Below are 24,247 nucleotides of genomic sequence, written 5' to 3'. Positions count from 1 at the left end.
AGCCATGAAACCACGTATAACCGTCCTCACCCTGGGCGTTGACGATCTGGAACGAGCCCTTCACTTCTATCGCGATGGCCTCGGCTTGACCACCGATGGAATTGTCGGAGACGAGTTTGAGCACGGAGCAGTCGTCTTCATCGACCTACAGGCTGGCCTGCGTCTGGCTCTATGGCCTCGTCAGAGCATTGCCCATGACTCCGGATTGCCTGTTAGTGCGCCAAGCGCAACGGACTTTACGCTGGGACACAATGTCTCCTCACGCGCCGAGGTTGACGAGGTCTTGGCGCAGGCTTCAGCGGCGGGAGCGACGATTGTCAAGCCGGGCGAGGAGACGTTCTGGGGTGGGTATGCAGGCTACTTTCAGGATCCAGACGGCCATATGTGGGAGGTGGTATGGAATCCGGCGTTGGTGCTGGAGGAGTGAGGCATGACACAGCGTATATCGACTCGTCCGTGAATCAAGACATCCGTGTTTCTGAGTTTCCTGGATAAATCACCTGCAGTCGGATATCCGGCATCTGTGGTGGGTTCTGGATGATTCGTGCCGAGATGGAGTCGGCACGCGAAGCGCCAGCCGTTACACACGGCTGCGGTGAGCCGGTGGTGTTATCGGCGTCCTGTCGCGTCGGTGTTGCCTGGTTTGCCACGTTGAGTGATCAGTCTTGGCGCAAGGGGGAGGAGTAAGGGTGCATCGATCAGGCGGCGATGGCGAAGGCGATGCGTTCGAGTTTCTTCTCGTTCGCGCGCGGCTGCGGGCTGCCAGAGGCTGCCTGGTCGCACAGGAGCAGGTCCCATCAGGCAAGCCGAAGCCGCTTTGCGGCTCGGCTTGGTTCAGGCGCTACGCCTGCCTGGGCCAATAGACATTGCCATTTGGAGCAATATTATGAGTGCCAAAGAGATATATCTTCATCATTTCGCGGTGATGGCCCCCGAGAACGTCATCGAGAAGGTTGTGGAGTTCTACGGTGAGATATTGGGATTGAGGCCCGGTTTCAGGCCTGACTTCGCAGTTCCGGGGTATTGGTTATATTCCGGCAGCCACCCTCTCATCCACCTTACGGTAAACAATGACCGCAGCGAGGGGACGCAAGGCTATTTCCACCATATAGCGCTACATTGCAGCAACTTCGATGAAGTGGTTGATCGGCTAGATAAAGCCAATGTGGGTTACCGTAGAAATGACCTGGATAGTGTCCGTTTGGTGCAGTTAATTGTCCGGGATCCTGCCGGCACGCCGGTAGAGCTAACCTTCGACAAGTAGCGCTGGTGTATAGCGGGCTGGTCCGGCGGGCCTGCCCGGCATCCGCCTCGGCTTATGCTTTCCACTTCCCGCCGCCGCCTGCCGGGCTACCTTTTTAGATCGCACCACGTATGCTTACAGAAATCCTGGGGGTTGTTGAAAAGGCGAACACACGCCCGTTGCTGATCGCGATGACGACATTATCGTTGCTGGTCAGGGCCACCGGAGGAGCGATACTGGGTGATCCTTTCACATGGGCACTGGTTGTTATCCTACCCCTTGGAGTCATGGCCTACGTTCTCGTCATCGGCTGGATCTATATGATCCAGAGCATGAACGCCAGGCTTCCGGAAAACGACATGGCGAGCTGGGGGCCAATTATCGGTAGCAGCCTGCTGGCATTCTGCTTGCTGCTTACCTTTTCGTATGTGTCGTCTCATCCGGAGGGTCTGAGTCTTTCGTTGTTGGGTGAACCGGATTTTGTTTATGTGTGTACCGTGTTCCTGCTCGCCACGGAGACGGCAAAAATTCGCAGATAGCGATGCATGCCAAAGTAGTTGTCGAATTTGATCGCGAGGGCGATCTGTCTGCAATGACGCGACTCGTGAAAGAGTTGCGCGTGCATGCTGAAAGAATTTTATGGCTGAGATAATCGAGTTCGAGAGCAAACGTCTTCATCTACGGCAATGGCGCCGAACCGATCGGGAACCCTTTGCCGCGCTCAATGCCGACCCGAGAGTCATGGAGTTTTTTCCCTCTCCCCTTACGCGCACACAAAGTGATGCGCTGGCCGATCGCTGCGAGTTGCTCATCCAGGAACGGGGCTGGGGGTTCTGGGTGGCGGAAACAAAGGCCGATCGACAGTTCATCGGTTTTGTCGGGCTGCACGTTCCAGCGCCCGAGCTCCCCTTCTCGCCCTGTGTCGAGATCGGTTGGCGCCTGGCTTTTCCGTTTTGGGGACAGGGGTTTGCGCTGGAAGGCGCCAGAGCAGTGCTGGACGTTGGCTTTAACCACATCAAACTGCCCGAGATCGTCTCTTTTACCGCAACGCTCAACCACAGGTCGCGGGCCCTCATGGAGCGTCTCGGCATGGTTGCTTCGGGCACTTTTGAGCATCCTCAGGTGCCGGAGGGTAGCGTCTTGCGGCCGCATTACCTGTATCGCCTTCCGCGTAGCCGCTATGTCGCGTAACACCTACTGCGCCGCCCCTATCCAGCATGCGTGAAACGACCGTCGAGCGGGCCGGCCGCACGCGGTGCCCGTGTGCTTCCCTTCGATCTGGCTGCCTTCCACTTTCACATCGGGCGCCATGACCCAAGGCCCTGCACATCTTGTTCGCGTAGCGCGCTATCTGGGCTGCGCATCGGTCTCGCTCTATGTGGGCGTGCTGATGTCCCGCTCGCTTGTTCCGCTATTGGGCGGGCATACTGGCTTCGCGTTCGGTACCCTGATCTTCAGTGCGCTCGCGGTGCTGTTCGTCGGCAGCATCTTGGAGGAAAGGGCGCTTTGGAGGGGAAGCTTGAGCCGAAGCGAAGACATGCCCGACCGGGTGGGTAAGCCAGACAGCGTGCTCCTCCGAGGCGCAGCACCCCCGCCGTTGTCGCTGGGATTGGCGCTTGGGCTGCTTTCCCGGTTACTTGCGTAGTTTGCCTTGAGCACACGGAGGAAAGTTCGTGAGCGAATCCATTCAGTTTGTCGCCGCCACGCCGGTCCTGGCATCGCTCGACATCGAGCGCAGTGTCGATTTTTTCGTGTCGCAGCTCGGCTTCACCAAGTTGTATGCCGCGCAAGGCGAGTACGGCATCGTGTCCAACGGTGCGGTCAATATCCACTTTTGGGCGTGCCCGGATGCGGGCATTCCGAAGGCAACCAGTTGCCGGGTGCAGGTGTGCGGCATCGAGCCCTTGTATCGGCGCTGCCAGGCGCTCGGAATTGTTCATCCCAACGCGCCGTTGGAGCGCAAGCCGTGGGGCAACCACGAGTTCGGCATCCTCGATCCCGACGGGAACCTTGTCACCTTTCATGAGTGCGTCGACGCCTGATAGGCGATGCCGGCTCATCAAGCGAATATGCGTGAATCTCCGATGAAATTCTGTCCGCAATGCACGGCACATCTCGAATGGCGCGTCGTCGATGACGTCGAGCGCTTGGCCTGTTCTTCCCGCTGTGGCTATGTTCATTGGAATAACCCGATACCCGTTGTCGCCGGGCTTGTTCGCGTCGGCGACGAGTTCATTCTTGCGCGTAACGCCCGATGGCCTGCCAATCTGTTTTCGGTGATTACCGGATTCCTCGAGAAGGGGGAGTCACCGGAGGAGGCGATTTCGCGCGAAATGCACGAAGAACTCGGCCTGAAAGCCGAGGCGCTTGAGTTCGTCGGCCACTACGCGTTTGCCGGTATGAACCAGCTCATCATTGCATTCGCGGTGCGTGCTGGCGGCGAACTTCGTTTGGGCGCAGAAATCGCGGAAGTGAAGCGCTGCTCGCGCGCAGAACTGGCGTGTTTCGACTTCGGAGGCCTTGATGTCACCGCTCGAATCGTCCAGGCGGCGCTGGCGATGTCGCACAGTCGGGGCGAAGTCGAACGCGTTGCAACGTCCGACGGCGGTTGACGATCGCTGGCTCGCCGGCGGAACGATTTTCACGGTAAGGATGCTGTCGATGGATATCCCGCGGATCTTCAACATCAGCGAAAGCGCTCACCGTATCCACAACCCGATCACGGCCGAAAAGCTCGCCACACTCGGGGCCGCGCTGCGCCTGGAAGCCGGCGCGCGGGTGCTCGACCTCGGCAGTGGTTCCGGGGAGATGCTATGCACCTGGGCGCGCGACCACGGGGTCGTTGGCACCGGGGTCGATCTGAGCCAGCTGTTCTCACAGCAGGCCAAGCGCCGCGCCGAAGCGCTGGGCGTTGCCGATCGTGTCGACTTCATCCACGGCGATGCCGCCGGCTATGTTGCCGACGAGAAGGTGGACGTGGCGGCATGCCTGGGAGCCACCTGGATCGGCGGCGGTTTCGCCGGCACGATTGCGCTGCTGGCCCGAAGCGTGCGCCCCGGCGGGATCATCCTCATCGGCGAACCCTATTGGCGGCAACTGCCGCCTGCCGAAGAGACTGCCAGGGGTTGCCTGGCCAGTGCGATCGCCGACTTCATGACGCTGCCGGCACTGCTCGCGTCCTTCCGCCGCCTCGGGTACGACGTGGTTGAGATGGTTCTGGCCGATCAGGACGGGTGGGATAGATACGAGGCCGCCAAGTGGCTGACGATGCGGCGGTGGCTGGAAGCGAATCCCGACGACGAACTGGCGGACACCGTGCGGGCCCAGTTGAGTACCGAACCCGAGCGCTATGCCACGTTCACGCGCGAATATCTGGGGTGGGGCGTGTTTGCGCTGATGTTGCGGTGAACGCCGGGGGCTCAGGTTTTCGTCCCGCTGCATTCACCTGGTGCGTGTCGTTGTGCAAGTGCTGTCCATCATCCGATTCCGCCGGGCGTGCGAAGCCCGGCAGGTCGGTCCAACCGGAGGTTTGTCGTCGAATCATGCATATCACCCGGGAAACAGCGATCGACGATGTCATCGCCTTGTTGTCGGAGTGCGGCTTGCCGGTGCAGGACATATCGGCTTCGTCGCACCATCTGTTCTTCGGGCTGCGGGATCACGGAGCCTTGGTCGGGGCGGTCGGCCTCGAACCCTACGCCAAGGTGGGCTTGCTGCGTTCGCTGGCGGTGGCGCCCGCCTACCGGGGGCGGGGCCTCGGCGAAGCGCTCGTCCGTCACGTCGAAGCCTTCTCCGCTTCTCACGGTGTCGAGGACCTGTTCCTGCTGACGAGCACGGCGGAACACTTCTTCGCAACGCTCGGCTACCGACGGACGCCCCGCAGCGATGCACCGGAAGCCATCCGCGCCACGGCGCAGTTCGCCGGCCTTTGTCCGTGCTCGGCGGCCTTCATGTCAAAGCCGCTCATTCATGGGGATGCGGTATCAGGCGACGCTCTGCGTAAGACGACCGCATGACAGGCGCTGTCGCACCCCGCCCGCGATATGATGGACAGGAAGTCCCGCACCCTGATTCCCATCCCGATCCCCGCGCCGCTACGTGACCCACATCCTTCCCGCCTGCTTTCCGGCCGACCTCCAGGACGTCGTCGCGATCTTTCGCGAGTACGTCGCAAGCCCGTCGGTCAGCCTGGCGTTCCAGGACTACGAGCGCGAGTTCGCAGGCCTCCCGGGCAAGTACGCGGAACCCGACGGATGCGTGCTGCTCGCGCGCCGGGATGCAGCCGTGGTGGGCTGTGCGGCGCTTCGCCGGGTCAGCCGCAGCGCGTGCGAACTCAAGCGGGTCTATGTGCGGCCCGGCGCCCGGGGAAACAGTATCGGCCGCCGCCTTGTGGAACAGATGATCCGCACCGCGCGCACCGCGGGTTACGCCTCGATGTGCCTGGACGTGTTGCCGGAGTTCGTCGCCGCACAAAGGCTGTACGAGTCGCTCGGCTTCGTTCCCGCCCCGGCCGTCAGCCACAACCCGGTTCCCGGCACCCGCTTTCTGGGCCTGGCCTTGTAGGCAACCAGCCGGGCGCAGGACCACCCGGGGCGCAAGCATGGCGGGCGCGACAGCGCGCCTGGTGCCCCCGCCATTTCCCTCCCCGCAAGACACCGATCCACCCTTCAACCAAAAGGCGGCTTAGCCATGATTCATACCCGACTTGCCACGCTCGCGGACCTCGACGTCGTTGCGCCGCTGTTCGATGCCTACCGCCAGTTCTATCAGCAGGATGCGGATCCGGCGCTGGCGGCGCGCTTCATTCGTGCGCGCCTGGAAAACGGCGAATCCGTGATCCTCCTCGCCTCGACCGAAAGCCGGGGCATCGTCGGCTTCTGCCAGCTGTACCCCACCTTCTGCTCGGTCGAAGCCAAACCCATCTATTCGCTCTACGACCTGTTCGTTCGCCCGGAGGCCCGGCGCTGCGGGGCGGGCAGGGCGCTGCTGCAGGCGGCGGAAAAGCTGGCGGCTGCGAACGGCAAGGCACGAATGGACCTGACGACGGCGAGAACCAACACCGCGGCGCAGGCCGCGTACGAATCGCTCGGGTGGGTGCGGGACGAGGTCTTCTATGCTTACAGCAAGGCCATCGATGCGTGACCCGGCACCCGGCCGCCGCAGCGCCTGCCTTCGCCCCGGCCGGGGCCGGCCGATGCCACGCGTGCCCTCCACTCACCTACCGCTATCGAGCTGATCGTGTTCTCACATGTCTTTGTCGGCGTCAGCGACTTCGATCGCGCGCTCGCCTTCTACAACCCGCTGATGGCCGCGCTGGGCCAGCCGGCGCGCTTCTGCGACAGCGCGCGACCGTGGGCCGGGTGGCAATCCGCGCCGGGGCCACGGCCGCTGTTCCTGATCGGCAAGCCCTACAACGGGCTGCCGCCCGCGCCTGGCAATGGCCAGATGGTCGCGTTTCTGGCCGACAGCCGGGCGGTGGTGGATCTGGCATTCGCCACGGCGCTTGACCACGGCGGCACGTCCGAAGGCGCACCGGGGCTGCGGCCCGAGTATCACGAGCATTATTACGGCGCGTATTTCCGCGACCCGGACGGCAACAAGCTCTGTGTGGCGTGCCATGCGCCGCCGGAGGGCGGCGGCTCACCCTGAGCGGCCGCCGCACCGCCGCGTCCGGCGTTTCGTGCAGCGGCCGGATGTCCTCTGGCCTCACGGTCTTCTGCCCGCTCAACCCACGTTCTTTCTTTCTGCCATGTACTCATCCACCTTCACCTTCGCCAAAAAACAGTACGACGAAACCTTCTACCGCCTGGATCAGGCGATTGCCGACGCGGCGAAGGACATTCCGGGCTATCTCGGCGAAGAGGCCTGGGAAAATCCGGCGACCGGCTTGATCTCCAACGTCTATTACTGGGACAGCATGGAGGCGCTGCAGGCGCTCATCAACCATCCGCGCCACCTCGAGGCAAAGGTGAGCCAGCAGAACTGGCTGGACGGCTATCAGGTGGTCATCGCCCAGGTCATCAAGGTCTATGGCGACGGCAAGCTCACCGCGCTTCCGGTGGCTCAGGCCGGCTGAGCCACCGGAGCAGGTTCAACGGCGCGCTTCCAGCACCAGGTTGAACGGCGTCTCGGTCGCGCGGCGGAAATGGCCGAAACCCGCCCTGCGAAAGACGTCCGCCAACCGGGCTTCGCCGGCCTGCGCACCCAGCACCAGCGTGCCGCCTTCGGAGATGGCGTGGGCGCAGCAGATGGTGGTGGAGGCCGCGTAGTAGAGCCGCGCCACCGCGGACTGGTTGTGTTCGACGCGGTCGTTGGCGAAAGGCTCGACCAGCATCACCGTGCCGTCGGCGGCAAGCGTTGCGGCGGCATGGCGCGCCGCGGCCACCGGATCGCCCATGTCGTGCAGGCAATCGAAGAAGCAGATCAGGCCGTAGTCGTGCGCCGGGTAGTCGGTGGCGCGCGCCACGTCGAACTGCACCCGGTCCGCCACGCCCGCCGCCGCGGCGTTGCGGCGCGCTTCCTCCACCGAGGCCGGATGCACGTCGAAGCCGTGGAAACGCGAGTTCGGGAAGGCCTGCGCCATCAACACCGTGGAGTGACCGTGGCCGCAGCCGACGTCCGCCACCGTGATGCCGGCCTGCAGCCGCTCGACCACACCCTCCAGCGCAGGCAGCCACTGCGACACCAGGCTGGCGCGGTAGCCGTTGCGGTAGAAGGCGGCCACGCCGCATTGCAGGCGGCCGTCGTGATCGCCCCAGGCAATGCCGGTGCCGCTGCGGAAGGCTTCCAGCGCACGGTCTTCGTCGAACCACATCGACGCGACCACCTGCCAGGCGTGGGGGATGAACACCGGGCTGTCTTCCTCGGCCAGCACCATCGCGTGCTCGGGCGCAAGCTCGTAGGTGTCGCTCGCGGGGTGGTAGTCGGCGTAGCCGCCGGCCACCTGGGCGTTCAGCCATTCGCGCACGTAGCGCTCGGCGCACTGGCTGCGCGCCGCGAGTTCACCGGCGCTGAGCGGACCGGCGCCGGCCATCGCCTTGTACAGGCCGAGCTTGCTGCCAAGGCTGACCATCACGCCGCCATAGGCAGCGGAGAGATCGCCGATGGCGCGGCCGACAAAGGATTCCAGGCGGGATTGATCCAGCGTGCTTGCATTCATCATGGGGCTCCTCGTGTGTAGTCGCGGGTTCGCGGTGGAGCCATGATCGTGGGCGCGGCGACGCGGCTGAAGAGCCGGGATGACCTAGAATCGGTCCGTTCGTGCCACCCGTAACCATCGTGCCGGCGATGCCGGCAGCAGGGTTCTCCGATGCCACCCTCCTCGCCCCCTGCCGGGCCGCGCCCTGTCCGCGTCAGCCTGGTCGCGCTGCCCGACGCAGTGGTGTCCACGCTCGCCGGCCTCTTCGACGTGATGAACGGCGCCGCGATGATGGGTGTGGTGCCGCCGGGCACGCCGCCGCCGTTCGCGGTGGAGGTGGTCGGCGAGGCAGCGGGGCCGCTGCTGCTGGCCAGTGGGGTGCCGTTCGAGGTGGGGCGCGCGATCGGCGCGATCGACGCCACCGACATCGTCATCGTGCCGTCGCTGCTGTTGCCGGCGCAGGGCTGGCAGCAGGGGCGCTATCCGCAACTGGTCGCCTGGTTGCGCGCGATGCACGAACGCGGCGCGCTGCTGTGTTCGGCCTGTTCCGGCATCTTCCTGATCGCCGAGACCGGACTCTTCGATGGCCGCGACGCGACGGTGCATTTCGGCTATGCCCGCAGCTTTGCCGCGGCCTATCCGGCCGTGCCCATTCATCCCGAACGGGTGCTGGTGATCGCGGGGGAACGCGAGGAACTGATCAGCTCCGGGGCCTCGATGAGCTGGCACGACCTCGCGCTCTATCTCGTTGCCCGCTACGCCGGGGCCACCGTGGCGCAGTCTCTGGCGCGGATGTTTGCGCTGCAGTGGCATCAGGACGGGCTGGCGCCCTACATCGTGTTCGAAGGCCGGGCGGACCACGGCGATGGCGAGATCGAGGGCGCGCAGCAGTGGCTCAAGGCCAACTTCGCGGTGGCGAATCCGGTGGAGGCGGTCATCCGCCAGTCGCGCCTGGCCGAGCGCACCTTCAAGCGCCGCTTCGCGAGCGCGACCGGACTGACGCCGATCGCCTACGTGCAGCGACTGCGCATCGAGGACGCCAAGCGCCGGCTGGAGCGCACCGAGGCCTCGGTCGACGAGATCAGCTGGCGGGTCGGCTACGAGGATCCGGCCTTCTTCCGCCGCCTGTTCCGTCGCGTCACCGGGCTGGCTCCGAGCGCCTACCGCCGCCGCTTCCGCATTCCCGATTACGCCCGCGGAGAGGCGGTGGGCGGCGCGCGCCGGTTGAGCAGATAGGCGCGGGTCGTCAGGTACAGCACCGCGCCGTTGAGCAGATGCCACAGGAAGTGGGTGCCGAGCGCGCCGTCCGCGCACAGCGCCAGGTCCAGCGAGCGGAAGCTGACTGATACCAGGAACAGCGCGAAGGCCAGCAGCACGGTGGCGGGCTCGCGCGCAGCGCGGCGATGGTGCCAGACGCCGATGGCGGCGAGCGACACGAAGGCCGCCCCGTAGGCCAAGGAACCGTTGAGCCACGCGCCCGGCAGGCGCGCGAAGCCGAGCGCGAGCAGGACGAACAGCCCGACCAGCGCGGCCGTGACCGCCGCGCCCAGGCCGACCACGCGGCGCGCATAGCAGGCGAGGAAGACGAGCTGATAGACGAAGATCGGCAGCACGTCGGCCAGCATGGTCCAGCGGTCGGCGTAGGTGTGGAACAGGAAGCTGCCGAGGCCGATCGCGGCGACGTTGGCGATCAGGAAGGTGCTGTCGGCGCCGGGCCGCCGCGGCTGGTGGCGCGCCAGATGCCACAGCGCGATGGCGGCGAGGATGAAGGACAGGTTGGTCAGCGCATTCACCGGCTCTGCCCAGAAGGCAGGCGAGGTGCGTTCGCAGTACAGGTCGAGCGGGGCGTTGGTCATCGGCCGGTGGTGGAGAGCAGGGCGGGACGGGTAGCGGCATTCTATAAACCCGGCAACCCGACTAGAGCTGCCGTTTGTCCCTGGGCTGGGCGAAGGGCGGCGCGGCGAGTGGCCGTTGGCAAGCCTGCCATTGATCGGCCGCAGGGCCCGACCCGGACGGCTGTCGGCATGCCGGCCGGGTTGATGGACCGCGGCACGCGCGTTGCCCGAAACGGGCTGCACGGTCCGCCGGTAGGCGGTGTCCATCCCGCCCGGTGCTTGGCCTGCGATGCCATCTGGTTCATGATTCGGCCTGCACCAACCGCGTGCGCCGTTCCCCGACGTCAATACACAACAACATCGTGGCGTATCTCGAAACCAAGCTTCCTGCTCCGCTGCTCGCGCTCGCCATTGCGGCCGGCATGTGGCTGGTCTGGCGCGATGCGCCGGTGTTCGGCCCCGATGCCGAGTTGCGCGTCGCGGTCTCGGTGGCCATCGCGCAGGTCAGCGCCGCGCTGGTGCTGGCGGCCGGCTTTGCCTTCTGGCGCGCGCGCACCACGATCGACCCGCGCCGTCCCGAGCGGGCCGCAACGCTGGTCACCTACGGCATCTACCGCTTCAGCCGCAATCCGATGTACCTCAGCCTGCTGCTGTTGCTGCTGGCCTATGCAATCCGCCTGGGCGCGCCGGTGGCGCTGGCGGGCCCGGTGGTGTTCGCCGCCTATGTCACCCGCTTTCAGGTGCTGCCCGAGGAGCGCGCGCTGGAAGCCAAGTTCGGCCTGCAGTACGCCGATTATTGCCGCCGCGTACGGCGCTGGCTGTAGCGGCGGACGGCATCAGGCGGGCTTGCGCAGCAGGTCGACCCGGTTGGGAACGCGGAAGCGCGCGCCGTCCGCGCCCAGATGTGCCTCGAAACGCGACCGTACCTGCCGGTAAGTGTCCTCCGACAGGCGGTGCGTGGTATGGGTCACGCGGATGATGCGCGCGTCGAACTCGTCGAAATCGCGAAAGTCGCTGCGGGTGTCGAAGAACAGCTGGCGCTCCAGTTTCAGCGCGCCGCGCTCCACCGCCCGGCAGACCGCGCCGAACGCGGCTTCCCGCACCAAGCGCTCGTCGTGGAACAGGCGCAGCACCTCGTTGAAGTCGCCCGCGTAGACAGGCTCGGAAATCCACGCCCAGCCCCCGGGCTTGAGCACGCGGGCGATTTCGGCCAGTGCGTCGTCCATCTTGTCGACCGGAACGTGATGGAGCGACCTGAACATCACCACCAGGTCGAAGCGGGCGTCCTCCGCCGGTACCGCCTCGGCGCCGCCGGCGCGGAATTCCACCTTGGGCGCATCGGCGATGCACAGGTTGCTGGCGTGCTGGATCGCGTCGACCTCCAGTGCCAGGACGCGCGCGATGCGCGGGCTGGCGGCGAGGCGGCGGGTCTTCTCGGCCTTGCCGCAGCCGAGTTCAAGGACCTCGGCGCCGTCCAGCGGGACGGTGTCGAGCAGGAGTTCGAGTTCGTTGCACAGCGCCGCCGGCGCAGTATCGGCGATCTTCACGCCACGCTCCTGACTGGAATATTAGAGAGCGCGCATATTAAGACCGCCGGCGCGAGGCGGACAAGCCGGCCGGCGTTGCCTACAGCACCGCGTTGAACAGTTCCAGCTGCGGCGGTCCCAGGTAGATTTCGCGCGGGCTCTTGCCGGCGTTGGCGTGTGCCTTCATGAACGCGTCGGATCGCGTCCAGTTTTCGAAGGCTTGTTCGGATTCCCACTCGGTGTGCGAGGCGAACAGCGTGTATTCCTCGGTCTGCGGGCCCTGCAGCAGATGGAAGCGGACGAAGCCGGGCACCTCGTCGAGATAGCTCTCGCGCTGGCGCCAATGTGCGATGAAGGTTTCTTCGTGGCCGCGCGCGATGCGGAACCGGTTCATGGCAAGGAACATGCTTTCATCTCCGGATGTCGATAGGGGAGGATTCTAGTCCGCGAACGGCCCGCTTCGGGCCCGCCGTGATGACGGCGCGCTGTGCGCGCCGCCCGCCCAAGCGGGCTGCCATCCCTTCGCCCCACCCCCAACCCCACGGAGTGCGTCATGCCGACGATAGAAATCACCGAAGACAACTTCAACGACGTCCTTGAGCAGAACCCGATCGTGTTTCTCGACTTCTGGGCCACCTGGTGCGGCCCCTGCCGCAGCTTCGGGCCCGTGTTCGAGGCCGCCGCCGAGGCCCATCCGGACATCGTGTTCGGCAAGATCGACACCGACGCGCAGCAGGGCCTGGCCAACAGCTTCAACATCCGTTCGGTGCCGACGCTGGCTGCGGTGCGCGACAACATCATGGTGTTCCGCGAATCGGGCGCGCTGCCGGCGAGCGCGCTGCAGCAGGTGATCGACGGCGTGCGCTCGCTCGACATGGACGAGATTCGCGCCGACATCGCTGCCCAACAGGCCGAAGGCAAGACCGCGGGCTGATCCCGCCTTTCGCGCGGCGGGGGCTTCAGCGGTAAAGCAGGAAGTCCTCGCGCGCGGCGGCCCACGCCGCCTCGTCGGGCACGGCGAACACGTCCAGCGCGTCCGGCCCGGCGGCGGGGTCGTCCACCCAGCGGCGCAGCATTTCGCCGCCGTTGATCAGGTCGATCGCGAGGCGGTCGTGCTCGTACTCGTAGGCGAAGTCGCGCCACAGCGGGTACTCCGGCTGCAAGCGGCGCACGGCCTTGAACGCGAGCGCCTGCACGCGCCACGGGCGGAACGCCGCATGGTCGTAGTGCGCCGGATCTTCCACATGGATCTGCACGCCGCTGCATAGCTTGCCCGCGTGCTTGTGGAAGGTGGGCTCGAACCAGCATTCGCGCAGCACGCAGCCGGCCAGCCAGCGCGGCGCGAAAGCGCGCATTTCCGCAATGACGGCGCGGGCGTCGATGTCGGGCGCGCCGAACAATTCCAGCGGCCGGGTGGTGCCGCGCCCTTCGGACAGCGTGGTGCCTTCCAGCATCACGGTGCCGGCGTAGGCGCGCGCCATCGACAGGTTGGGCGCGTTGGGGCTGGGGTTGATCCAGCTGCGTTCGCCCAGCGGCCAGCCGTACCCCGGCGCGGCGTCCGGCTGCCAGCCCTGCATCGTGACGACTTCGCATTCGACGTCGAGCTTGAGCGTGGCGATGAACCAGCGCGCGAGTTCGCCCATCGTCAGGCCGTGCCGCATCGGGAGCGGCCCGGCGCCGACGAAGCTCTCCCAGCCGGGCTGCAGCAGGTTGCCTTCCACCGGGCGGCCGGCGGGATTGGGGCGGTCCAGCACCCACACCGCCTTGCCGTGCGCGGCGGCGGCTTCCAGCACGTAGCGCAGCGTGGTGATGAAGGTGTAGATGCGGCAGCCGAGATCCTGCAGATCGACCAGCAGCACGTCGAAGCTGTCCATCATTGCGGCGGTGGGCCGTCGCACTTCGCCGTACAGGCTGAACACCGGGATACGGTGCAGCGGGTCGATGAAGTCGGGCGACTCCACCATGTTGTCCTGCTTGTCGCCGCGCAGGCCGTGCTGGGGGCCGAAGGCGGCCGACAGCGTGATGTCGGGCAGCGCGGCGAGCGCGTCGAGCGAGTGGGTGAGGTCGCGCGTGACCGAGGCGGGATGGGCGAGCAGGGCGACGCGGCGGCCGCCAAGCGGGCGGCGCAGCGTGGCATCCTGGAGCAGGCGGTCGAGGCCGAACTGGATCATGGCGGGGTCAGAAATAGGGGTCGGGTTCCGGCGCCTGCCAGCAGAAGGCGCGGGCGTCGTGGAAATCGGGGCGCTCGGCAGGATGCGCGAGCGCCCAGTACGAGAGCCGGCCGTCGGCGGCTTCGACCACCGCGCTGATGCCCAGCCGCAGTTCGTCCAGCGTCTGTGCCGTCATGCCGGCCGGCAGCGCGTCGGCGTCCAGGGTTGCGCTCAGGCTCAACAGATCGCCGCTGCGCAGCACCTCCAGCCGCGGCGGGGCGGGCGGTAGGGCGTCGATGCGCGCGCGATAGTCATCGAACAGATAGCTTGCCCACTGCCCGCTGGGCGAAAAGTTGAACTCGCGGTAGGCCGGGCTGCCGCTGCGGGCGATGAAGACCTCGAAGCAGGTATGCGCCCACAGCCGGTCGGCCGGCAGGGCGTGGTCCGGCGTTGGTACCCGCAGCGCGTCCAGCCGGCCGCGCAGGTGGTAATGCAGCGTCAGGCGCAGATCGGCTTCGACGACGACCGCGGCGTGGATGCGCAGCACGGCCCGCGCCGGATGATCGGGGTGCCGCACGAGCGGCACCGCGCCGACCGCGAGCGGCGGTGGCGGCGGTGCCCGGTGAGGCGGCAGGTCGGTGGGGGCGAGCGGGCGGGGCACCGGCGGCGGGTGGAGAAAACGGGGCGCCAAGCTTACCGCAGCGCGCGCCGCCCCGGGGGGCGCGGCGGCCGGGTGGTTACGCCTTTTTACCGCCGCGGTGCCGGTGCCGCGCTAGGCTCGCAACACCGGCACCGCAAGGGTGCCGCACGATGGGAGACAGTCATGAACACGATCGGAATCCGTCCCGCGCTCTGGGCGGGACGCGGCGTCGCCTTCGCGCTGGTCGTCATCGCGCTGGCGCTGCAGGGCGGAAGCGTGCAGGCGTCCACCAGCGAAGAGGTGGGTTATGAGGCGGGTTCGACGATGCGCAAGATCGGCCACAGCGCGCGCGACGCCGGGCGCGAGATCGGCAAGGGCGCGGCGGAGTTCGGCCGCAACGTGGGCGGCGTGGCGCGCGGCGCGGTGCATGCGGTGGGCGACGCCGGCCGCACCGTCGGCCGTGCGGCGCGCGACGGCAGCCGCGGACTGGTGCGCGGCATCAAGGGCGAAGGCGAGACCGCCAACAACTGAACGCAATCCACTGGAGGAAGGACGATGAGGAAGACATCCGGAGTGCTGATGGGCGCCCTGGCCTGCCTGGTGCTGGCGGGGCCCGCTCAGGCGGACGAAGCGTTGCGGCTCAACTGCGGCGGCGTCGGGCTCGACGAGTCCGAGGGCATGCGGGCCGAAGCGGGCAAGCATGCGCTGACGCTGCTGCTCACCACGCCGGATGGCGATTACCTCGGCGATGTGCACTTGCGCGTCGAGGACCCGCTGAAGAACCGCCAGGCCGAAGCCAACTGCGGCCCGATCGGGCAGGTGGACGTGTCCGAGGCCGGCCGTTACCGCGTGGTCGCCAGCTACAAGGGCAAGAGCCAGTCGCAGTGGTTCAACCTCAAGCCGGGCGGCGGCGCGCGCGCCACCTTGCGCTGGAGCGAGTAGGCGGGGCCGGCGGCTGGCGGTACACTCCGGGGCTTTTGAACCGCCGGACCGTCCCATGCCCGCCCAACCGCCGTCCGCTCGCCCCGTGCAGCGCATCCTCACCGGGATCAAGCCTTCGGGCACGCCCCATCTCGGCAACTATGCGGGCGCGATCCGCCCCGCGGTGGAAGCGAGCCGCAGCGTCGACGCCGAAAGCTTCTACTTCCTCGCCGACTACCATGCGCTGATCAGCACCACCGACCCCGTGCGGGTGCAGCGCTCGACGCTGGAGATCGCCGCCACCTGGCTGGCGGCGGGGCTGGATACCGAGCGGGTGTGGTTCTACCGCCAGTCGGACATCCCCGAAATCCCCGAACTCACCTGGCTGCTCACCTGCGTCGCCGGCAAGGGCCTGCTCAACCGCGCGCATGCCTACAAGGCCTCGGTGGACAAGAACCTGGCCGACGGCGAGGACCCGGATGCCGGCGTCAACATGGGCCTCTTCATGTACCCGGTGCTGATGGCCGCGGACATCCTGATGTTCAAGGCGCACTCGGTGCCGGTCGGGCGCGACCAGATCCAGCACATCGAGATGGCGCGCGACATCGCCGCGCGCTTCAATCACCTGTACGGCGAGCATTTCGTGCTGCCGGAAGCGGCGATCGATGAGTCGGTGGCGACGCTGCCGGGCCTCGACGGCCGCAAGATGAGCAAGAGCTACGACAACGTGATCCCGTGCTTCGCGCCGCCGGCGGAGCTGAAGAAGCTGATCTTCTCGATCGTCACCGATTCGCGCCTGCCGGGCGAGCCCAAGGAGACCGAGGGTTCGGCCCTGTTCCAGCTCTACCAGGCTTTCGCCAGCGCCGAAGAAACCGAGGCGATGCGGGCTGCCTTCGCCGGTGGCATCGCGTGGGGCGAGGCCAAGCAGCTGCTGTTCGAGCGCATCGATCGCGCGGTGGCGCCGATGCGCGAGAAGTACGAGGCCTTGATCGCCCAGCCGGCGCTGATCGAGGCCCGCCTGCGCGAAGGCGCCGAGAAGGCGCGCGCGATTGCCACCCCCTTCCTCGCCGAACTGCGTCACGCGGTGGGCCTGCGCCGGCTCGACACCGCCGCCGAAGCGCGCGTCGCAGCCAAGCCCAAGGCGGGCGCGCTGCCGCAGTTCAAGCAGTACCGCGAAGCGGACGGCCGCTTCTACTTCAAGCTGGTCGATGGCCATGGTCATCCGATCGTGCAGAGCGCGGGCTTCGAATCGCCCAAGCTCGCCGGTCAGAGCATTGCGCGCCTGAAGCAGGGTGAGGGCGAGCTGCTGGCGTCGGGCGAACTGCAGCTGGACGGCGCCACCGTGGGCACGCTCGCCGAAGGGCGCGACGGCGACAGCTATCGCGCGGCGATCGCCGAACTGGCGGCGGCATGAACCCCGCCGCGGGCAGCGAGCCGACGCCGGATGCGCGCCAGCACGCCCCGGCGACGCTGCGCAACCGCGACTTCATCCTGCCGATCCTGCAACGCCTGCTGCCAGCCCAGGGTCTGGTGCTGGAGATCGCCGCCGGCAGCGGCGAGCACGCCTGCTACTTTGCCGCGCAGCTTCCCGGGTGCCGCTGGCAGCCCACCGACATGGACGAGGCCGCGCTGGCATCGATCGAGGCGTGGCGCAGCGCGGCAGCGCTGCCCAACCTGCTGCCGGCGCGCGCGCTCGACGTGGCGGCGGCCGACTGGCCGGTGGCGCTGGCCGACGCGCTGGTGTGCATCAACATGATCCATTACTCGCCGTGGGACAGTACCCCGGCGCTGTTCGCCGGCGCTGCGCGCGTGCTGGCGCCCGGCGGTGTGGTGTATTGCTACGGCCCCTACATGCGCGACGGCCGCCATACCGCGCCGAGCAACGAAAGCTTCGACGACTGGCTGAAGGCGCGCGATCCGCGCTTCGGCGTGCGCGACCTGGCCGAGGTGGAAGCCGCGGCGGCGGCGCACGGACTGCGGCTCGACGAAGTCATCGAAATGCCCGCCAACAACTTCAGCCTCGTCTTCCGCCGCGCCTGAGCGCCGCCGCCGCGGCGGTGATCAGCAGCGCCAGCAGCATGCACAGCGCCAGCGCGGCGCCTTCGCCCCAGCGCTCGATCAGCAGCGCGAACAGCAAGGGCGCCGCGGCCGAGATCACGAAGCCGGGGGCCAGCAGCCGGCCCACCAGCGAGCCGTAGGTTGCCGGATCGAACAGCACCAGCGGCAGCGTGCCGCGCGTGATCGTCAGCAAGCCGTTGCCGGCGCCGTACAGAAAGGCGAATGCCACCCCGGCTGCAAGCCATTGTCCGCTGACAAAGGCGGCAGCGAAGCTGGCCGGCAGCAGCGCGCAGGCGAACAGGTTGAGCGCCGGCGGCGACAACCGCCCGCCGGACAGGATTTCGCCCAGCCGCGCAATCGACTGCCCCACGCCGCGCAGCGCGCCGATGGCGACCGCGACCGGCGCCGCCACGCCGAGGCCGGTGAGCAGTGTGATCATGTGGGCCGACATTGCCGCCGCAAGAAAGCCGGTGATCGTGATGATCAACGCGTACAGCAGGGCGGCGCGGCGGGCGTCGGCCGCGCTGGCGGCAAAGCCCGCGCCGCTGCCGGCGGCCGGCGCTGCCGGCGCCCGTCCGCGTGGCAGCGCGAAATGCAGCGGAATGGAGGCGAGCGCGATCGCGGCGTAGGCGTACATCGCCCCGCGCCAGCCGAACTGCGCCGCGAGGGCGTCGCCGACCGGCCAGAACACCGTCGACGCCAGCCCGCCGAGCAGCGTGATCTGCGCCATCGGCCCGCGCGCCGCGGCGCCCCCGATGCGGGCCAGCGCGGCGAAGGCGGCGTCGTACAGCGTGCACCGCATCGCCACCCCGAGCAGCAGCCAGGCCGCGTAGTAGACGAACGCGTCGTGCGCGACACCCAGCAGCGCGCAGCCGAGCGCGCCCGCCAGCGAACCTGCGACCAGCACCGGGCGCCCGCCGTGCGCCTGGATGCGGCGCCCCACCAGCGGCGAGATCAGCCCCATCACCACCAGCGCGGCCGAGAAGCCGGCATGCACGCGCGCGAGCGACCACCCGAGGTCGGCGGCGATGCGTTCGCCGAAGCAGCCGATCAGGTAATAGAACAGGCCCCAGCTCACCAGCTGGCCGAGGCCGACGCAGAGCAGCGGCAGGCGGCCGATCACGGCGGCGTCTGCGCGCCGGCGCCGAGCGCGCGCTGCATCAGCACGGTATCGACCCAGTGGCCGAGCTTGTAACCCACCGCGGTGAGCGTGCCGGCCGGGCGAAAGCCGTGCGCGGCGTGGAGCGCGATCGAGGCCGCGTTGTCGCTGCCGCCGATCACCGCCACCATCTGCCGCCACGGGCCTTGCTCGCAACGCTGGATCAGTGCGCCCAGCAGCGTGCCGCCGAGGCCGGCGCCGCGCGCGCCGGGCGCGACGTAGATCGAGTTCTCCACCGTGTAGCGGTAAGCGGGGCGCGGCCGGTGCGGTGCAGCGTAGCAATAGCCCACCACCGCGCCATCGAGGACCGCCACCAGCCACGGCAGGCCGGCGTCGCGCACCTGCTGCAGGCGCGCGCGCAGCGCATCGGCGCTGGGTGGCGTTTCCTCGAAGGTGGCGGTGCTGCCGAGCACGTAGTGGGCATAGATGGCGGCGACGGCCTCCATGTCGGCCGCGGTGGCGTCGCGCAGTTGCGCGGCGGGGCGAACGTCGGTCATCGGGAGCAGCGGATGAGATGAAACCGCCATGTTGCCTGCCGCCCCGGCGCCGCGGAAGGGGGCGCCCCCGTCCGGGCTAAAGATTTCCATCGGCATTGACGATATGGACAACGACTGTCCGGCGGAGCGCATCGCCGGCCCTATCCGAGGAGAATTTCCGTGCGTTACCAACACCTGTCGCTCAGCAAACAGATCCTGCTGCCGGCGCTGGCGCTGCTGCTGGTTGTCTTCGTGTCGATGATCGGTTTCAACTCGGTGCTGTCCGAACGCGCCGACCTCGATCAGGCGGGACTCGAACTGCAGAACGAGGCCCGCCTGATCGCCGGCGCGCTCGACAGCCAGTTCGAGAGTGCGAAGGCGCGCGGCGAGCGCCAGTTGCGCTTCCTCGAGCAGTTCATCGGCGGCGAGGTGGGGCCAGGCAGTGGCACGGTGACCACCGGCGCGCTCGAGCTGCCGGAAATCGTCGCCAAGGGCACGCGGCTCAACGGCAACGTCGCCCTGCTGGAGCGCTTCAAGGCGCTGACCAACGAGGATGCGGCGGTGCTGGTAGTGGCGGACGGCAAGGTCTATCGCGCGGCCACGCTGCTGAAGAAGGACGGCGCGCTGCTCAACGGTACCGCCTTGCCCGACGACGACCCCGCCGCCCGGGCGGTGCTGCGCGGCGAGGCCTGGCAGGGTCTGGTGATCCGCAACGGCGAGTACAACCTCTCCAGTCTCAGGCCGGTGCTCGGGCCGGACGGCAAGCCCTACGGCGCGTTGTCGCTGCGCGTCAGCCTGGCGGGCGACATCGACCGCATCCGCGCGCTGTACGGCACCACCGTGATCGCCAAGACGGGCTACGTGGTGATCGCGCGCCCCAGCGGCAATGACGAGACCATCGGCGAATTCGTCGTTCATCCGAAGTTCGCCGGCAAGGTCATCGGCGAGGTCGCGCAAGGCGAGGCACGCGCGTCGGCGCTGGATAACATCCGCTTCGAGGGCGGCATGCGCCGCTACGTGTGGATGGACGGCGAGCGTCCGCGCGAGCGCTTGGCGGCAGTGAGCTGGGCGAAAACGTGGAACTTCCAGGTGACCGTGGGCAGCTGGACCGACGAGTTTCTGGCCGAGAGCGTGCGCCTGCGCTGGATCCTGGCGGCGATCAGCATGGCCGGACTGGCGGTGATCGCGCTGGCACTCGGCCTGCTGGTGCGCAGCCGGCTCGCCCCGCTCGGCGGTGTGGTCGAGGCGGTGGTGCAGCTGGGGCGCGGCGACCTGCATGTGTCGGTGGCCGCCGCGGACGGCCGCAGCGACAACGAGCTGATGCGGCTCGGCCACGCGCTCAACACCACCGTCACCCAGGTGCGCGAGCTGGTGGAAGACATCGCGCGTGCCGCGGACGAGGTGAATGGTTCGGCGCAGCGGCTGGACGCCGGCTCGCGCGGCCTGCTCGACAGCGCCGGCGCACAGGCGCAGGCCGCCTCGGGGATGGCGGCGTCGGTGGAGGAGCTGTCGGTCAGCATCACCCATGTGGCGGACAACGCGCGCGAGGCGGCGCAGATGGGCGAGGCCGCGCTCGCCGGCAGCCACGAGGGCCACGAGGTGGTGGCCCGCACCACGCAGGAGATGGAGGCGATCGCCGACGACATCCGCCAGAGCGCCGACACGGTGCTGGCGCTGGGCGAGCAGTCGAAGCAGATTTCCTCCGTGGTGGGGGTGATCCGCGAGATTGCCGAGCAGACCAACCTGCTGGCGCTCAATGCCGCGATCGAGGCGGCACGGGCCGGCGAGCAGGGCCGCGGGTTCGCCGTGGTCGCGGACGAGGTGCGCAAGCTCGCCGAACGCACGGCGACCTCCACCCGCGAGATCGCCGGCACGATCGCCGCCATCGTCACCGACACCCAGGCGGCCGCGGAGCGCATGGAGAGCGTGCGGGGCCGGGTCGGCCTCGGCGTCGATCTGGCGCGCCAGGCGGGCGCCTCGCTGGAGGCGATCGACCAGCGCACCGGGCGCGCGGTGAGCGTGGTGCAGGATATCGCCGACAGCACCCAGGAACAGAGCACCGCGAGCCAGGAGATCGCGCGCGCGGTCGAGCGCATCGCCCAGATGGCCGAGGAGACCACCGCGATCGCGTCGCGCAACAGCGGCGACGTGGGCCAGCTGCGCTCGGTCGCGGACACGCTCAAGAGTTCGCTCGGCCGCTTCCGCCGGTGATGCCTGCCGGCGCCGGCAGGCTTGCCCGGCGCCGGCACATTTGCTAGAAATCGACGGTCCGCCAGGCTGCGGACCGCGCTCCGACGCGGGGACGACCCCGCACACCACGTCGGTTTTTTGTCCGGGACGACCCGAGCCACACCGCGGAGTCCAAATGTCCCGGAACGATCATTTCCCCAGCAGCACCGTGTCGCTTCCTGCATCGCCGTCGTCAGCTTCAGCGCCGCCGCCCTCTGCCGTGGCGGCCCCTCCTCAGCGTGGCTGGCGTGACCGCTTGTGCCAGATCGCGCTGTTCGAGATCGGCGGCCTGGTGCTGGTGTCGCCGCCGTTCGCGTGGGCGAGCGGGGTCGGTCTTGCCCACTCCGCCGGCCTGCTCGCCGTGCTCGCGCTGGTCGCCGCGGTGTGGAACGGTGCCTTCAACACCCTGTTCGACCGGTTCGAGGCGCGCCTCACCGGCCGCCGTGCCGACCGCCGGCCATTCGCGCAGCGCTGCCTGCATGCGCTGTTGTTCGAAGGCGGCCTGCTGCTGCTGACCTTGCCGTTGATCGTGTGGGCGACCGGCTTGGGCTGGCTGGAGGCGCTGGTGGCCGACCTTGGGCTGGCGCTCGCCTACACCGCCTACGCGCTGGTCTTCAACCTCGCCTACGACCGCCTGTTCCCGATCGCGCCTGGCGCACGCTGAGCGACGCTGCCCAGCCCGGGTCGTCCTGCGGCTGGCGCGGATTGCATTCCGTGCAAGCGCGACCTATCTTGCACCGCTTCGCGTTGCCGTCTCCGCCCTGTGAACATTGCCCCGCCGCTCGCCATCACCACCGACGCCGACCTCGGCCCGCTCAACACCTTCGGCCTGCCGGCGCGCGCGGCGCGCCTGCTGCGGGTGCGCGGCGAAGAGGATGTCCGCGCGCTGCTGGCCGAGCCGGGCTGGCGGGGCGAGCCGCGCCTGGTGCTCGGCGGCGGCAGCAACCTGGTGCTGCGCGGCGATTTCGCCGGCACCGTGCTGAAGGTCGAGATCGCCGGCCGGCGCCTTGTGGGCGTGCGCGAAGACGCTGATGGCGCCGCCTGGATCGTCGAGGCCGGCGCCGGCGAGTGCTGGCACGACTTCGTGCGGTGGACGCTGGCGCAGGGCTGGCCCGGGCTGGAGAACCTGTCGCTGATTCCGGGCACGGTCGGTGCCGCGCCGATCCAGAACATCGGCGCCTATGGTGTGGAGCTGACCGAGCGTTTCGACGCGCTCGACGCAATCGACCTCGACAGCGGCGAAACCCGCAGCTTCGACCGCGCCACCTGTGCGTTCGGCTATCGCGACAGCGTGTTCAAGCGCGCCGCGGGGCGCTGGCTGGTGCTGCGGGTGCGCTTTCGCCTGCCGCAGGCGTGGGCGCCGGTGGGGCGCTATGCCGATGTCGCCGCCGAACTCGCCGCGCGCGGCATCGCCGCGCCGGGGGCGGCGGACATTTCCGACGCGGTCATCGCGATCCGCCGCCGCAAGCTGCCGGACCCGGCCGAGATCGGCAACGCCGGCAGCTTCTTCAAGAACCCGGTGGTCGACGCCGCCGCCTGGGCGCGCCTGGCCGCCGCTCATCCGGAGGCGCCGCATTACCCGCAGCGCGATGGCAGCATCAAACTCGCCGCCGGCTGGTTGATCGAGCAGGCCGGCTGGAAGGGGCGCAATCTCGGCCCGGTGGGCTGCTACGAGCGCCAGGCGCTGGTGCTGGTCAATCGGGGCGGGGCGTGCGGTGAAGACGTCGCCCGCCTTGCCGCCGCCATCCAGGCCGATGTCGAGGCCCGCTTCGGCATCCGCCTCGAACCCGAACCGGTTTTCGTCTGAACAGGAACACCATGCCCGCATTGATCACCTTCGCCGACCCCGCGCCTGCCGCGGTCGAGGACCGCCCTGCGCCGGAGCGCGCGGTCGGCCCCGCGCCGCTGCGCCACACGGCCGAGCGCTATGCCGCGGAGGGCGGTGCGCTGTCGATCGGCGACTGGGCGTGCGAGCCGGGCGCGTGGCGGATCCGCTTCCATCCGGGCCGCCACGAGTTCTTCCAGGTGCTCGAAGGCCGCATCCGCATCACCGACGAGGCGGGCTGCGCGCGCGAGTTCGGCCCGGGCGACGCGTGCGTGATTCCGGCGGGCTTTGCCGGCGTGTTCGAGGTGCTAGAAGCGGTGAAGAAGCGCTACGTGATGGTGGACCGGCCGTGAGGCGCCGCCTGTCGGGTTACGGCGGCCGCGTGCTTCGCGCCGGCGTCATCAGGAGATGGACATGAAATTCCCTTTTCTGCGGACCGCGCTGGCGGTCGCATCCCTGGCCCTGGCGCTGCCTGGCGCCGCGCTGGCGGCCGACAGCGCGGCCCAGCTGCTGCAGCAAGGCGGCAATACCCAGGCCCTCGCCGAGGAAGGCCGCAAGGCGTCCTTCTTCTGCGCCAACTGCCACGGCGAAACCGGCAACAGCAAGCACGGACAGGTGCCCAATCTGGCCGGCCAGCATCCCGCCTACGTGCTCAAGCAGATCGAGGCCTTCCTGAGCGGCAAGCGCAAGGACGAGTTCATGCAGGGGCTGATGAAGGTCTTGAGCGAGCGCGACAAGGCGGCGATCGCGCTGTACTACGCTGGTTCGGCGGTCAAGCCCGCGCTCGCCAGTGCGCCGGCCGCGGCGGCCGAAGGTGCGGAGCTGTACGGCAAACACTGCGCGCGCTGCCACCAGGCGGACGCGCGCGGTGCCGAGACCTTTCCGCGCCTGGCGGGCCAGCAGCCGGAATACCTGCGCGTCAGCCTGAAGCGCTACCTCACCCAGTCCGGCGAGCGCTTCTACGCGCCGATGACCGCCGCGGTGATCCAGCTCGGCGAAAAGAACATCGACGCGGTGGTCGCCTACCTCGCTTCGCGCGAGTAAAGC

32 protein-coding genes are annotated in these 24,247 nt (G+C 68.2%); 24 read left to right on the top strand and 8 right to left on the bottom strand.

Features of this window, described 5'->3' with window-relative positions; all coding sequences use genetic code 11:
• Window positions 1-4 precede the first annotated feature (4 nt).
• The 12 genes from dqs_RS19060 (at window position 5) to dqs_RS19000 (ending at window position 7,319) form a co-directional block, all read left to right on the top strand.
• Window positions 5-427, top strand: a complete 423-nt coding sequence (locus dqs_RS19060; RefSeq protein ID WP_011767440.1) for a VOC family protein — start codon at window positions 5-7, stop codon at window positions 425-427.
• Window positions 428-886: 459 nt separating this feature from the next.
• Window positions 887-1,264 carry a VOC family protein gene (locus dqs_RS19055; protein ID WP_065341436.1) on the top strand — a complete coding sequence of 126 codons (378 nt, stop codon included), beginning with the start codon at window positions 887-889 and terminating at the stop codon, window positions 1,262-1,264.
• 110 nt (window positions 1,265-1,374) lie between these two features.
• Window positions 1,375-1,782 carry a hypothetical protein gene (locus tag dqs_RS20875; protein ID WP_157108221.1) on the top strand — a complete coding sequence of 136 codons (408 nt, stop codon included), beginning with the start codon at window positions 1,375-1,377 and terminating at the stop codon, window positions 1,780-1,782.
• A gap of 100 nt (window positions 1,783-1,882) precedes the next feature.
• Entirely contained in the window at window positions 1,883-2,434 is a 552-nt protein-coding gene (locus dqs_RS19045; RefSeq protein WP_065341434.1) for a GNAT family N-acetyltransferase, read from the top strand.
• Between the two features lie 482 nt (window positions 2,435-2,916).
• Complete coding sequence (locus tag dqs_RS19035; protein WP_065341433.1) at window positions 2,917-3,285, top strand: bleomycin resistance protein; 369 nt, start codon at window positions 2,917-2,919, stop codon at window positions 3,283-3,285.
• 42 nt (window positions 3,286-3,327) lie between these two features.
• On the top strand, window positions 3,328-3,855 hold the full coding sequence (locus tag dqs_RS19030; protein WP_065341432.1) for an NUDIX domain-containing protein: 528 nt from the start codon (window positions 3,328-3,330) through the stop codon (window positions 3,853-3,855).
• 49 nt (window positions 3,856-3,904) lie between these two features.
• On the top strand, window positions 3,905-4,651 hold the full coding sequence (locus dqs_RS19025; protein WP_065341793.1) for an SAM-dependent methyltransferase: 747 nt from the start codon (window positions 3,905-3,907) through the stop codon (window positions 4,649-4,651).
• Between the two features lie 134 nt (window positions 4,652-4,785).
• Window positions 4,786-5,259, top strand: coding sequence for an arsenic resistance N-acetyltransferase ArsN2 (gene arsN2, locus dqs_RS19020; RefSeq protein ID WP_065341431.1), 474 nt, complete (start codon window positions 4,786-4,788; stop codon window positions 5,257-5,259).
• 82 nt (window positions 5,260-5,341) lie between these two features.
• Window positions 5,342-5,806, top strand: a complete 465-nt coding sequence (locus dqs_RS19015; RefSeq protein ID WP_065341430.1) for a GNAT family N-acetyltransferase — start codon at window positions 5,342-5,344, stop codon at window positions 5,804-5,806.
• A gap of 126 nt (window positions 5,807-5,932) precedes the next feature.
• Window positions 5,933-6,385 carry a GNAT family N-acetyltransferase gene (locus tag dqs_RS19010; RefSeq protein ID WP_065341429.1) on the top strand — a complete coding sequence of 151 codons (453 nt, stop codon included), beginning with the start codon at window positions 5,933-5,935 and terminating at the stop codon, window positions 6,383-6,385.
• A gap of 96 nt (window positions 6,386-6,481) precedes the next feature.
• Complete coding sequence (locus dqs_RS19005; RefSeq protein WP_065341428.1) at window positions 6,482-6,892, top strand: VOC family protein; 411 nt, start codon at window positions 6,482-6,484, stop codon at window positions 6,890-6,892.
• Between the two features lie 100 nt (window positions 6,893-6,992).
• Window positions 6,993-7,319, top strand: a complete 327-nt coding sequence (locus tag dqs_RS19000; protein ID WP_065341427.1) for an antibiotic biosynthesis monooxygenase family protein — start codon at window positions 6,993-6,995, stop codon at window positions 7,317-7,319.
• A gap of 15 nt (window positions 7,320-7,334) precedes the next feature.
• On the opposite strand, the gene dqs_RS18995 is transcribed toward dqs_RS19000, so the two are convergent.
• Window positions 7,335-8,405 carry a class I SAM-dependent methyltransferase gene (locus dqs_RS18995; RefSeq protein WP_065341426.1) on the bottom strand — a complete coding sequence of 357 codons (1,071 nt, stop codon included), beginning with the start codon at window positions 8,403-8,405 and terminating at the stop codon, window positions 7,335-7,337.
• A 147-nt stretch (window positions 8,406-8,552) separates the two neighbouring features.
• Between dqs_RS18995 and dqs_RS18990 the strand changes: the two genes are divergently transcribed.
• Window positions 8,553-9,617 (top strand): GlxA family transcriptional regulator, encoded by a 1,065-nt coding sequence (locus dqs_RS18990; RefSeq protein ID WP_065341425.1) that lies wholly within the window; start codon window positions 8,553-8,555, stop codon window positions 9,615-9,617.
• On the opposite strand, the gene dqs_RS18985 is transcribed toward dqs_RS18990, so the two are convergent.
• Window positions 9,569-10,237 carry a ceramidase domain-containing protein gene (locus dqs_RS18985; protein ID WP_065341424.1) on the bottom strand — a complete coding sequence of 223 codons (669 nt, stop codon included), beginning with the start codon at window positions 10,235-10,237 and terminating at the stop codon, window positions 9,569-9,571. The two genes, dqs_RS18990 and dqs_RS18985, sit on opposite strands and share 49 nt — an antisense overlap.
• A 305-nt stretch (window positions 10,238-10,542) precedes the next feature.
• Between dqs_RS18985 and dqs_RS18980 the strand changes: the two genes are divergently transcribed.
• Entirely contained in the window at window positions 10,543-11,040 is a 498-nt protein-coding gene (locus tag dqs_RS18980) for a methyltransferase family protein (RefSeq protein ID WP_148268779.1), read from the top strand.
• A gap of 12 nt (window positions 11,041-11,052) precedes the next feature.
• Here the strand turns inward: dqs_RS18980 and dqs_RS18975 are convergent, their stop codons facing one another.
• Together dqs_RS18975 and hmuQ are read right to left on the bottom strand one after the other, a co-directional pair.
• Window positions 11,053-11,763 carry a class I SAM-dependent methyltransferase gene (locus dqs_RS18975; RefSeq protein WP_065341423.1) on the bottom strand — a complete coding sequence of 237 codons (711 nt, stop codon included), beginning with the start codon at window positions 11,761-11,763 and terminating at the stop codon, window positions 11,053-11,055.
• A 79-nt stretch (window positions 11,764-11,842) separates the two neighbouring features.
• Window positions 11,843-12,148, bottom strand: a complete 306-nt coding sequence (gene hmuQ / locus dqs_RS18970) for a heme-degrading protein HmuQ (protein ID WP_011767423.1) — start codon at window positions 12,146-12,148, stop codon at window positions 11,843-11,845.
• Window positions 12,149-12,295: 147 nt separating this feature from the next.
• Here hmuQ and dqs_RS18965 point away from each other — a divergent pair, with 147 nt between their 5' ends.
• On the top strand, window positions 12,296-12,676 hold the full coding sequence (locus dqs_RS18965; RefSeq protein ID WP_011767422.1) for a thioredoxin family protein: 381 nt from the start codon (window positions 12,296-12,298) through the stop codon (window positions 12,674-12,676).
• Between the two features lie 25 nt (window positions 12,677-12,701).
• On the opposite strand, the gene dqs_RS18960 is transcribed toward dqs_RS18965, so the two are convergent.
• Complete coding sequence (locus tag dqs_RS18960; protein ID WP_065341422.1) at window positions 12,702-13,913, bottom strand: exo-beta-N-acetylmuramidase NamZ family protein; 1,212 nt, start codon at window positions 13,911-13,913, stop codon at window positions 12,702-12,704.
• 7 nt (window positions 13,914-13,920) lie between these two features.
• Window positions 13,921-14,553 carry a DOMON-like domain-containing protein gene (locus dqs_RS18955; RefSeq protein WP_050976158.1) on the bottom strand — a complete coding sequence of 211 codons (633 nt, stop codon included), beginning with the start codon at window positions 14,551-14,553 and terminating at the stop codon, window positions 13,921-13,923.
• Window positions 14,554-14,715: 162 nt separating this feature from the next.
• Here dqs_RS18955 and dqs_RS18950 point away from each other — a divergent pair, with 162 nt between their 5' ends.
• Genes dqs_RS18950 through dqs_RS18935 form a run of 4 tightly spaced genes read left to right on the top strand, consistent with a single transcriptional unit; the run spans window position 14,716 to window position 17,493 of the window.
• Window positions 14,716-15,063 (top strand): hypothetical protein, encoded by a 348-nt coding sequence (locus dqs_RS18950; RefSeq protein WP_011767419.1) that lies wholly within the window; start codon window positions 14,716-14,718, stop codon window positions 15,061-15,063.
• Window positions 15,064-15,087: 24 nt separating this feature from the next.
• Window positions 15,088-15,474 (top strand): hypothetical protein, encoded by a 387-nt coding sequence (locus dqs_RS18945; protein ID WP_011767418.1) that lies wholly within the window; start codon window positions 15,088-15,090, stop codon window positions 15,472-15,474.
• Window positions 15,475-15,529: 55 nt separating this feature from the next.
• Window positions 15,530-16,867, top strand: a complete 1,338-nt coding sequence (locus dqs_RS18940) for a tryptophan--tRNA ligase (RefSeq protein WP_065341421.1) — start codon at window positions 15,530-15,532, stop codon at window positions 16,865-16,867.
• Complete coding sequence (locus dqs_RS18935; RefSeq protein ID WP_065341420.1) at window positions 16,864-17,493, top strand: DUF938 domain-containing protein; 630 nt, start codon at window positions 16,864-16,866, stop codon at window positions 17,491-17,493. Before dqs_RS18940 ends, dqs_RS18935 begins: the two co-directional genes overlap by 4 nt.
• On the opposite strand, the gene dqs_RS18930 is transcribed toward dqs_RS18935, so the two are convergent.
• Window positions 17,468-18,634, bottom strand: coding sequence for an MFS transporter (locus dqs_RS18930; RefSeq protein WP_065341419.1), 1,167 nt, complete (start codon window positions 18,632-18,634; stop codon window positions 17,468-17,470). The two genes, dqs_RS18935 and dqs_RS18930, sit on opposite strands and share 26 nt — an antisense overlap.
• Window positions 18,631-19,167 (bottom strand): GNAT family N-acetyltransferase, encoded by a 537-nt coding sequence (locus tag dqs_RS18925; protein WP_148268861.1) that lies wholly within the window; start codon window positions 19,165-19,167, stop codon window positions 18,631-18,633. Before dqs_RS18925 ends, dqs_RS18930 begins: the two co-directional genes overlap by 4 nt.
• A 159-nt stretch (window positions 19,168-19,326) precedes the next feature.
• Here dqs_RS18925 and dqs_RS18920 point away from each other — a divergent pair, with 159 nt between their 5' ends.
• From dqs_RS18920 to dqs_RS18900, 5 genes are all read left to right on the top strand, one after another.
• Window positions 19,327-21,357, top strand: coding sequence for a methyl-accepting chemotaxis protein (locus dqs_RS18920; protein WP_065341418.1), 2,031 nt, complete (start codon window positions 19,327-19,329; stop codon window positions 21,355-21,357).
• Between the two features lie 274 nt (window positions 21,358-21,631).
• Window positions 21,632-22,039, top strand: a complete 408-nt coding sequence (locus dqs_RS18915) for a PACE efflux transporter (RefSeq protein ID WP_236778708.1) — start codon at window positions 21,632-21,634, stop codon at window positions 22,037-22,039.
• A gap of 99 nt (window positions 22,040-22,138) precedes the next feature.
• Window positions 22,139-23,182 (top strand): UDP-N-acetylmuramate dehydrogenase, encoded by a 1,044-nt coding sequence (murB, locus tag dqs_RS18910; RefSeq protein WP_065341416.1) that lies wholly within the window; start codon window positions 22,139-22,141, stop codon window positions 23,180-23,182.
• 11 nt (window positions 23,183-23,193) lie between these two features.
• Window positions 23,194-23,553: a cupin domain-containing protein gene (locus dqs_RS18905; RefSeq protein ID WP_065341415.1), complete on the top strand. Its 360-nt coding sequence runs from the start codon at window positions 23,194-23,196 to the stop codon at window positions 23,551-23,553.
• 61 nt (window positions 23,554-23,614) lie between these two features.
• Window positions 23,615-24,244, top strand: a complete 630-nt coding sequence (locus tag dqs_RS18900; RefSeq protein WP_236778707.1) for a c-type cytochrome — start codon at window positions 23,615-23,617, stop codon at window positions 24,242-24,244.
• The last annotated feature ends 3 nt before the right edge of the window (window positions 24,245-24,247 follow it).

It is taken from the genome of Azoarcus olearius, assembly GCF_001682385.1.
GTDB classification, from domain to species: domain Bacteria; phylum Pseudomonadota; class Gammaproteobacteria; order Burkholderiales; family Rhodocyclaceae; genus Azoarcus; species Azoarcus olearius.
This window is presented reverse-complemented; position numbering and strand designations above follow the sequence as displayed.